This is a genomic window from Desulfovulcanus sp. (genome assembly GCF_982781345.1).
Window position 1 is genome coordinate 1 of sequence record NZ_CEYAEZ010000080.1, and the last position, 9,946, is coordinate 9,946.

7 protein-coding genes are annotated in these 9,946 nt (G+C 44.1%); 5 read left to right on the forward strand and 2 right to left on the reverse strand.

Annotated elements, in window-relative coordinates; all coding sequences use genetic code 11:
* Positions 1-133 precede the first annotated feature (133 nt).
* Positions 134-1,273, forward strand: a complete 1,140-nt coding sequence (locus tag AC3WVG_RS10570) for a site-2 protease family protein (protein ID WP_488798086.1) — start codon at positions 134-136, stop codon at positions 1,271-1,273.
* 161 nt (positions 1,274-1,434) lie between these two features.
* Here the strand turns inward: AC3WVG_RS10570 and AC3WVG_RS10575 are convergent, their stop codons facing one another.
* A complete protein-coding gene (locus AC3WVG_RS10575; protein ID WP_488798087.1) occupies positions 1,435-6,651 on the reverse strand; it encodes a RecQ family ATP-dependent DNA helicase in 5,217 nt (1,738 codons plus the stop codon).
* A 211-nt stretch (positions 6,652-6,862) separates the two neighbouring features.
* Here AC3WVG_RS10575 and lipB point away from each other — a divergent pair, with 211 nt between their 5' ends.
* On the forward strand, positions 6,863-7,495 hold the full coding sequence (gene lipB, locus AC3WVG_RS10580) for a lipoyl(octanoyl) transferase LipB (protein WP_488798088.1): 633 nt from the start codon (positions 6,863-6,865) through the stop codon (positions 7,493-7,495).
* Positions 7,464-8,339 carry a lipoyl synthase gene (gene lipA, locus AC3WVG_RS10585; RefSeq protein WP_488798089.1) on the forward strand — a complete coding sequence of 292 codons (876 nt, stop codon included), beginning with the start codon at positions 7,464-7,466 and terminating at the stop codon, positions 8,337-8,339. Before lipB ends, lipA begins: the two co-directional genes overlap by 32 nt.
* Before the next feature lie 36 nt (positions 8,340-8,375).
* Here the strand turns inward: lipA and AC3WVG_RS10590 are convergent, their stop codons facing one another.
* On the reverse strand, positions 8,376-9,146 hold the full coding sequence (locus AC3WVG_RS10590; protein WP_252380874.1) for an alpha/beta hydrolase: 771 nt from the start codon (positions 9,144-9,146) through the stop codon (positions 8,376-8,378).
* A gap of 195 nt (positions 9,147-9,341) precedes the next feature.
* On the opposite strand from AC3WVG_RS10590, the gene AC3WVG_RS10595 reads away from it, so the two are divergent.
* Together AC3WVG_RS10595 and AC3WVG_RS10600 are read left to right on the forward strand one after the other, a co-directional pair.
* Positions 9,342-9,635, forward strand: a complete 294-nt coding sequence (locus AC3WVG_RS10595; protein ID WP_252380873.1) for a MoaD/ThiS family protein — start codon at positions 9,342-9,344, stop codon at positions 9,633-9,635.
* 2 nt (positions 9,636-9,637) lie between these two features.
* Entirely contained in the window at positions 9,638-9,892 is a 255-nt protein-coding gene (locus AC3WVG_RS10600; RefSeq protein ID WP_252380872.1) for a DUF6899 family protein, read from the forward strand.
* Positions 9,893-9,946 lie beyond the last annotated feature (54 nt).

Below are 9,946 nucleotides of genomic sequence, written 5' to 3' on the forward strand. Positions count from 1 at the left end.
CTCTTCAATTGTGTAGTAATTTGAGGATGTTAATCGTGTCAGAAAGTTGAGTTAAAAATCTGGTCATCAGTGTCCGGTCGTTATTAATCGATGTGAACGATCAATTTTGTTCCATGAAAAAAATCGGAGGAATATGATGTTTGGGAAACGAATCACTCTTTTTAAGCTTTTTGGGTTTTCGGTGAGGATAGATATTAGTTGGATAATCATCGCAATCCTCATTACTTGGTCACTTGCCCTGGGACTGTTCCCCCAATATTACAAGGATCTCTCTAAAGCGACGTATTGGCTAATGGGCGCAATTGGTGCCCTGGGGCTGTTTGCCTCGATAGTCTTTCACGAGCTTTGCCATTCTCTCGTGGCAAGAAGATACGGCTTGCCCATGAAAGGAATAACATTGTTCATTTTCGGTGGCGTGGCTGAGATGGAGGAAGCCCCTCCGAGTGCGAAGGTCGAATTTCTGATGGCTGTTGCCGGTCCTATCTCGAGTATCTTGCTGGGCGGTTTTTTCTATGGAATTCTGATAGTGGGCAGGGCAATCGGGTTCCCGGATCCGGTTAGAGGCGTAATAGGCTATCTCGCGGTGATAAACTTGATTCTGGCTGCCTTCAATCTTCTGCCCGCCTTTCCTCTGGACGGAGGACGCATGCTCCGTTCGGCCTTGTGGGGCTGGAAAGGAAATCTCCGATGGGCAACCCGCATTGCGTCCCGGATCGGGATTGGATTCGGTATGGTGCTGGTCTTCTTTGGCGTCTTACAGGTGTTGCTCGGAAATTTTATCGGCGGAATATGGTGGTTCATGATCGGCATGTTTTTGCAGAATGCAGCGCGTGGATCCTATCAGCAGGTTCTGACGCGGCAAGCCTTCAAAGGAGAGAAGGTTAGGCGTTTCATGGAACCCAACCCCATTACAGTACCGCCTTCGATTTCGATAAAGGAGCTCGTAGAGGACTTCTTTTACAAGTATTATTTTAAAATGTTTCCCGTTGTTGAAAACGGAAGGTTACTAGGGTGTATCACTAGCCGGCAGGTAAAGGGAATTACACGCCAAGAATGGGACCAGCATACCGTAAGAGAGCTTGTGTGGAAATGTTCTCCGGAGAATACCATTAGTCCTGAAGACGATGTTCTGAAGGCTCTTTCAATCATGAGTATAGCAGGGAACAGCCGGCTCATGGTAGTCGAAGGCGATCGGTTGGTTGGTATAGTGGCGCTAAAAGATATGTTGACATTGCTATCGCTTAAAATGGATCTTGAAGGTTATGAGGAGTAGGATTGTAATGCGTTCATCCTGTTGCTTGTGAAAGATTGAAGACCGATTGGGCAAACCAGGCAATTGTGCCCCTTTTGTCAGGACTTGCTGAATGCCGAAATTAGGATAATTCTTCAGGGTTATCTTGATTTCCTTGTCATTTAATCAATGCTGCATCTTTTTCACATCTTCTCTAGCAACACCTGAAACAAAGGCGTAAACCAATTGTCCAGTACTCCATGATAGTCTTCTGCTGTCCTTTCTGATTTAGATACCTTTACTGCTGCCAGGAAGATTACCTTCTTTATCCGATAGCCCTGGTTAAGGAGCTTAAGAAACTTATTTCCCCCTCTTTGCGACAGCCTGGCAATGGGGCGCTTGTTATAGTAAAAGCGAAATTGTTTTTTATCTGAAGATGTTGTTATCTCTTTTAGTTCAAGCAGATGGAAGTGTCCTGGTTCAAGTGATTGAATAATCTTTTGTGCAGCAGGATATATTGTTTTGTAAGCAGGAAATGAAATAACAATATCATCCAGACCGGTTTCAAAGATGCAGGTTGAAGCGGCCTTGATTTCAGCAGGACTAAGGTCAGGGGCCATCTGGATGTGTTGGCAATATTTATCGTTGTTGTCTGCATTTTTGCTCATTTCCCTGAAAAATGGATTGGGGTTTTGCGCGGATTCAAAACAAAAAAGTTGGTTTTTAGCGCGGGTAATGGCTACATAGTACAGCCTGCGCTCTTCCTCACTGCTATTTTGCGGAGTTCCTGCTACCAGTACTGTATCAAATTCAAGCCCCTTGGCAGTGTGCATGGTGGACATAAAAATTCCTTTTTCGTCTGCAAAGCGAACAGGCTCTCTAGCAGCGTCGTAAACAAATTGGATAAAGTTATAAATTGAATAATTCCCTTCTCCGATTTCGACCAGATAGTTTTTTAATATGGCCTTAAATTGAGTTAACCAGAAATTATCAGGTTTGAATCCGCTATCCGTAATAAGTCCCTCAATGAGTTCTTTTAATTTATGGCCGTTGATGCGCTGTCCCCGACATTCATTAAGGCTGTTTAATAGAATATGAAATTCTCGCACCTTTGGCAGGGGAATTTTGGTATAAATACTCTGGCGCAGGCAATTAATTGTCATGCCCATTTTCTTGGCCATAACCAGGATGCTATCCATTTCCCGGTGCGTGCGGCAAAGGATACAAAGGTTATTGTTGGCAGTACTTTGTAATTTTTGAGCTTGTAAAAGCACTGCTTTAAATAGTCCGGCCCTGTCAGGCGTAGTAATTAAAGTAACAGGTTGCATTAAATCTGATACAGAACGGGCGCTTTGAATGGCCGGGCAATCCATACGGTCTTTATTGTGGCTGATGAGTCTTCTGGCTATTTCTATAATGGCTGGTGTAGAGCGGTAATTTTGAACCATAAACAGGATTTTGGCGTTATAATCCTGCCTGAATTTGCGAATATAAATGGTGTTTGAACCCTGCCACGCGTAAATGTTCTGGTCTGCATCACCAACTGCCATCAACGCTGGCTTGGTGTCACTTTCCTTTTCGCTCCGTCCTGCCAGAAGAGATAATAATGTATACTCCAGGCGATTGATGTCCTGGTATTCATCAACCAGTATAAATTTTATGCCATTTAATAATTTATCGCGCCAGGAAATAACAGTATTATTGAATTCTCTGTTGTTTTGGCTATGGGCTTGCAGTAGTTCAATGGCTTCCTGCAGGATATTATCAAAGAGCTTTGTTTCTTTTTGTACCGGAGTCAGGGATTGACCCAGAAATGAGCGTCCTGTCAGGCTCATGGCCAGGCTATGGTAAGTGTGTACGCGTACCCTTGCGCCAGCACTACCTATAAGTTTGCGCAGACGAAGTTTGAGCTGAGTCACTGCGTTGCGGTTAAAGGCCAGGGCCATTATTTGCCAGGGCAAAACGCGTTTGACCTTCACCAGATAGGCAATGCGATGCACAATAGTTCTGGTCTTGCCAGAGCCTGGCCCGGCCACCAGCAAGAGATTGGAGTTTAAAGGCGAGGTAACAGCTTGTTTTTGCACCTCATTTAAAGGAGGAGATGGTGAGAGGATTTCATGCAGGGTCTTTTCAGCAGTTGGCAGCCCTAAAAGGTGTTGTTTACCTTTAAAATAGCGCTGATAAAAGGATTTTCTGTCCAGGTGAAAATATTCGCGTACTAAAATAATGGCCTGTTTAATGGTTTCTCTGGCCTTGGCCGCGTATTTGTCCATGACATGGATTTGGGCCACGCGTTCCTGGTAATAGGTTTTTAGGGACTTGAATTCCTTAGCTGTAAATCTTTCGTTTTGGTCGGAAGTAACTTTGATGGTCATGGCTGGACGAAACACTGCCAGGCCGTTTTGCAGACAAATACTTCCTGTGCGGTCAAGGGTTAAAAGTCCTATTTCCAGCCACTTATTATGGTCTTTAAAATGCGCTGTTGTCAGGTTGTGTTGCAGTGCTGTTGTTGCCTGGCCGCTTTGAAAAGAGACCAAAAGGTCTTTGCCTCTGGTTGTCGGCTCAAGTCTTGTCAGTAAAAAATCAAGTAAAACCTTGCAGACCAAAGACCTGTTTAAGACAAATCTTCTGATGTCAGCCCAGTTTTTTTGCAGTATTAAATTGTATTCCTCTGGATTTTTATTGCGTACTCGAATTAAGTTTTCCTGAAGCAGCAGCTCCAGCACCAGCAAAACTTTATGAGGCGTTGCCTGAACAAGACCTGCGTCTTTCAGACGCTGGGTCATGTATCTCAAATGGAAGACATAGGTTGTATCTGGCTCACTATCTGGCTCATCTTCTTCCATGAGATTTAAAAGGGATTTTTCCAGTTGTTGATAGTTTTGCCAGCGGCTAAGAGAGTCATCAGCAATACCTTTGCGCACATAAGCTGTCATGTTGAGATCATGGCTGACAATGCCGGCGTTTCGCATGGAAGCCAAGATTTCCAGAATTCTGCGCGGCTCAAGTCCTGTTTCCAGGCTTAAAAAATCCGTATTTAATAAATCTTTTGGCCCAGCCTGAAGTAGGATGTCCAGCAGATGCTTCCAGATGGCCTGTTCTTTTTGGGAAAGGTTTAAGGTGGCAATTTTTGCGTCGGCTTCTTTTTTGTTTTTGACCAGGACTCGTCCCTGGATGACCTGAGTTCGATTGTCGCCCCGAATGAGTTTGCCGCTCTTTTCCAGTAGGGCCAGGGCTGTTTTTACCTTGGTATCATAGAGTGTGTCTTCGGCAGAGAGTTCATCAAGATAAGGGCTGACTTCTTCCGCACACAGCAGTTCGCCACTGGTAGCAACAATAGTCCTGTCTTTTGCCCTGGCTGTCAGTTTTTTCAGGCCAGTAAACATGGCACTGATGTCACGCCAATTTAGTTCTGAGCGGGCTGTCATTTCAAACTGGGTTTCCAGGTCGTCAGGATCATAGAGCAAAAAGCAAAAAGCAGGTTTGCGGTCACGCCCGGCCCGACCAGCCTCCTGAAGGTAGTTTTCCAGAGAACCTGGCACATGGGCGTGGATAACAACGCGTACATCAGGCTTATCTACTCCCATGCCAAACGCATTGGTGGCTACAATAACCTGTAAATCTCCCCGGATAAACCGTTCTTGGATTTGTTTTTTCTCCTCTGGGGTACGGCCAGCATGAAAATAATCGCAGGACCAGCCTGAGGCTGCCAGACTATTGCTGATTTTCTGGGTGTCTGTGCGCGTGGCTGCAAAAACTATTGCCCCGCCTGTACTTCTATAGCTAATATTTTCATCATTATTTTCGCTGGTTTTGGGGCTTGGTTCTTTGCAGGGGCCAAGGATATCCGTTAAAATTTGCTCAATAGTGTGGATTTTGTCTTTGCTACGAACCTCCAGAAGTTCAAAACGCAAATTATCCCTTTCATGGCCGGCTTCAAATAATTTTAATGTCTTGCCAGTTTCACGGGCAAAATAGGTGATAATTTCTTCTTTGACTTCCTTTTTGGCTGTGGCAGTAAAACAGGCTATCTGGGGAAGTTTTGCTGGAGCTTCATGGTCAGAATTGCAAATTTCTCTGAGAAAGCGGGCTAAAAATAGGTAATCCGGCCTGAAATCATGTCCCCATTTGGAAAAACAATGGGCTTCATCAATGACTACCAGGGCCAGTTCACGCTGTTTTAAGGTGTTTTTAACAGTTGTGTTGCGCAATTGCTCAGGCGCCAACCATACAAGGTCAATATCGCCCATGCGGATACCTTCAAGGACTTTTCTCCTTTCCACAAGGGTTAAAAGGCTGTTAATGGTTCCGGCATTTAAAATACCTTTCGCAGCCAGATTATCCACCTGGTCTTTCATCAAGGATTGTAAAGGAGAAATAATTAGGGTTAGTTGGTTTCTTTGTTGGGCTTTCATTAAGGCCGGCAATTGATAACACAGAGATTTGCCAGCGCCTGTTGGCAACACTGCCAGGCAATCGTGTCCCTGAACAATGGCGCGAACTATTTCTTCCTGCAGAGGTGGGTTTTCGTCCTTGACCGGCAAAAAAGAATCATAGCCAAAAAAGCGTTTTAAATTGGCCTTGAGGTTGAAATTTTTTTGGCAATAAGAGCATGCGTATTTATAGCATGGTTTGGCACGCAACTCATCGAGATATTCTGTAATCTCAGGATATTTATACCTGACCCAGGCAGAAACCACGGATTTTCCCCCGGCTACCCTTAGCCAGGCCAGCATAAAGGCCAGGACAGCAGCGCTCTCACAAATTGTTGCCTGGCGCGTTCGTGGTGTATGCTCCCCTGTATAATTGTATGCTAATTCCCGGACGATTTCTTCGGCCTTTGTCTGACAGACAAGTCCTTTACTGTATTTAAGCCATAAAGGAATAATCTGGTTTTGTTCTGGCAGAATTACGCCTGGCAGGGATTGAAAAAAAATACTATAAGCGCTGTCAGGAAATGCAAGGCTTAAGAGACGGCCATAGAGACCGGCAAGTTCAGGTTCTAAAGCAGCAAAAGATTCATAGGCATCGCAAAACAGGACAGAGGCCAGCTTGGCATCTTCAACAGGATCGTTTACAGCCTGTTTTACCAGTTTATACCCTTTTAAAAGGTGGTGATAGGGATGCGCAGGAAAAGCCAGGGGGGAAAGTACAAGGGTGTCTGCAAAGGGGATGGAGCAAAGTTTTAAATGAGGAGCATTTTTGCGTAAGAATAAGAGATCATGCCATGTGATGTTGTGACCGATAATAAGGTCTGCATCGCGACAAAATTCATCTAATAGAACATAACTGTCTGGTTTTTTATGAGAAATAAAAAATGTTTTTCCAGTTTTTAGACAATAGACTCCAGCCTTAAGGAGTTTGTGGGTTTGAGGGTGGATTTCAAGGTCTATGCTTATGATATTATATGTTGGATTCATACTGTTTTGATATTATGTACAGGGGACTAGTTATTTTTGGCATTTATTTAAAGTACAGTAAAGTCATTTAATATGAATATCAAGAAGTAAGGTGGCACGGTACACTGTGTCACCTACATTTGACAGTTGCGTTAGCCATAAACTATTTATAACTTAGTTTCACACAGGTTGCCAACCAATTTACTAACTTATCAACTTTATTAACTAATCCATGAATATCATAGATCTGGGCCTGATAGAGTATGACAAGGCCTTGCAGATACAGCTTGAGACTCTGGAGCGTGTCATAGCAAAGGAAGAAAACAATACCCTTTTTTTGCTTGAACACTATCCGGTGATTACCCTGGGCCGTAACGGTGGCCAGGAAAATCTTTTGGTTGACAGGACCATGCTTGCCCAGAAAGGTGTCCGGGTTGTTAAGGCGTCTCGTGGAGGAAATATTACCTGCCATTTCCCGGGGCAGCTGGTTTTTTACCCCATTTTTAAACTGGAGCGCAAAAAAGGGGGAATCAAAAGGTTTTTTTACGAGTTGGAAGAAGTTGTTATTCAGGTATTAAAGAAGTATGAGATTTCAGCAGAGCGGATAGAGAACAAAGCCGGTGTTTTTGTCGCAGGGAAAAAAATTGCTTCCATGGGCATTGCAGTGCGTAAGTGGGTCAGTTACCATGGAGTGGCCTTAAATCTAGTTAATGACTTGAGTTTATTTGAATTTATCAACCCCTGTGGGCTTAATGGTATCGAAATGACCTCCATACACAGGGAACGGGGGGATCATTATCCCGATATGTCTAAACTAAAGGAAGATATTGTTCATGAGTTCAGAAAAACCTTTGCGTCTGCCTGATTGGCTCAAGATTCGTCTGCCCCAGGATGAACATTTTGTTCAGACCAGAAAACTGGTTCGTGATTTACACCTAAACACTGTGTGCCAGGAAGCACGGTGTCCAAATATCTTTGAATGCTTTTCCAAAAAAGTGGCTACTTTCCTGATTTTGGGGCCAAATTGCACGCGTAATTGTCGTTTTTGCAATATTTACAAAGGGAGCCCCTTGCCGGTGGATAAAGACGAGCCACAAAGAATTTCCCAGGCTGTTCGCAAACTCAAGTTGAAGCATGTGGTCATTACTTCAGTGACCAGGGATGACCTGGCTGATGGCGGAGCCTCACATTTTGCAGCGGTAATCAGAAGGCTTAAAGAAGATTTCTCGGCTGTAACTATCGAGGTCTTGATCCCTGATTTTCAGGGTCAAAAAAGGGCCCTGGAGGTTGTCCTGGAAGCTGGTCCGCATATTTTAAATCATAATGTAGAGACTGTTCCCCGTCTCTATGGTGAGATAAGGCCTGAGGCCAACTATAATCAGAGCCTGAACATACTTGCCTGGAGTAAGGAAATGGCCCCGGATATAATGACCAAAAGCGGCCTTATGGTTGGGCTTGGCGAGCAGGATGATGAGGTTTTGGACGTTATTACAGATCTTTCCCGCGTAAAATGTGATATTGTGACCATTGGTCAGTATATGCAGCCATCCCGCAACCATCCCCGGGTCAAGCGCTATGTCCATCCGGACAGGTTTGCCGCTTTTACCCGTTTTGGAGAAGAGATAGGAATTAAATATATGTATTGCAGCCCCCTGGTTCGCAGCAGCTACAATGCCAGGTTGTTTGTGGGGAAAGAAGTGGAAGTATGAGTCTTGGACCCGGTGAGATGTTAGTTTTCTATATCTCTAAGCTTCAGATTTTACTTGGATGATATAGTTAACGAAATTTAAAACAATCTCTTTTACCCTTTCTTTAGTTTCCTGGTGCGTGGGCAAGAGATGGCCGCTGGTAATTCTTTCTTCAATAGGCAATAGTTCAAGCCTGCGGATTGGCGAATTGACTTTTGTGATGATTTCCCAAGCATTATCGACTATGCATGTTTTATCCTGGGGCGAGTGCAAAACCAGAAGAGGGCATTTAATTTTGGGTAGTCCCTGGCGGACTTTTTTTATTCCTTTGACTAAGCTGGTCAAAGGATGGAGGGCCATAGCCCCTTCGTATCCTTGCCAGGGTGCGATTTGACGGGACTGCGGGCTGGCCGGGTCAATGGGCCAATATTTGCGAAAATAACGCAAGATAGGAACCAGTGGGAGTTTCCAGTCCGGAGCCTTAAAGGGGAAAATGCGATATAAAAATACTGGAGCTGCAATGCTGACCAGGCCTGGCAACTCATATTTTTGGGCCAGATAGAGCCCAAGACTTCCTCCCATGGAAAAGCCAATTACAAAGACCTGGGAGAACTCCTTTTTTAATCTTAAATATTCCTGTTCTACGAAAATAACCCAGTCATTAAAGCCCGTTTGATGAAAAGCATTCAAGTCTTGGCCATGCCCGGGAAGGAGGGGAAGCCTGGTAAAATAGCCGGCTTGAGACAAGGTGCTGGCTAAGTCTTGTAGCTCAAAAGGTGAACCTCCAAACCCGTGAATCAACAGACAAGCAATGTTTTTCTTAGTCATAATTTGTAAAAAATATTAGAAATCCTTGAGTCTGTCCAGAAAGGTAAACGTAACTAGTCATGGGGTTTGGGACTTTGGTTATGATGGGTTACGATACCATGTGTTTGGATACGGGTAAACTGGCTAGGTAGGTTTACTACATTACCTGGAATGACCTTACCCGTCGGTCAGAATTCAGGGAAGAAGGAGAAGAGCGTGCCTTGTATAACCTTTAATGCTTTTGGTTTTTTGCAAAAGAAATTAAGGGAAAGAAACCTGGACTGCTGCAATGTGAGCCTAGAGATAAAGGAGCAGGAAACAGCAGGTGATTTAATGACCAGGCTAGGTCTGAGTGATAATGATGTGGAGGCGGTGTTTATCAACGGAGGGGTAAGTTCTTTTCAGACTACGCTGAAAGATGGTGACAGGGTTGCCTTTGTTCCTCCGGGAACACCGGGTCCGTATAGGGTGTTGCTGGGTATAAGGGATTCTAAAAAAAGGAGGAATTAGACTTGCCATACATTAAAAAAGAACGGCGAAAGGTTTTTGATGATTTATTAGAAAAATTGGCTTTAGAGGTGCAAAATGAAGGAGAGTTAAACTATTGTATCTACAAATTGGCCAGTTTGGTCATTGACCGTATAGGACAAAGCTACAGCAATCTAAGCATGTGTTCCTCTGCCATGGAACACGCCAAGCTGGAATGGTATAGGCGAAAACTTGCTCCCTATGAGGATAAAAAAATAGAGGAAAATGGGGATATTTAACTCAACTTTCTGAGTTAATTTGCGAGCGCATTTTCTTCAATGCTAACAAAGACT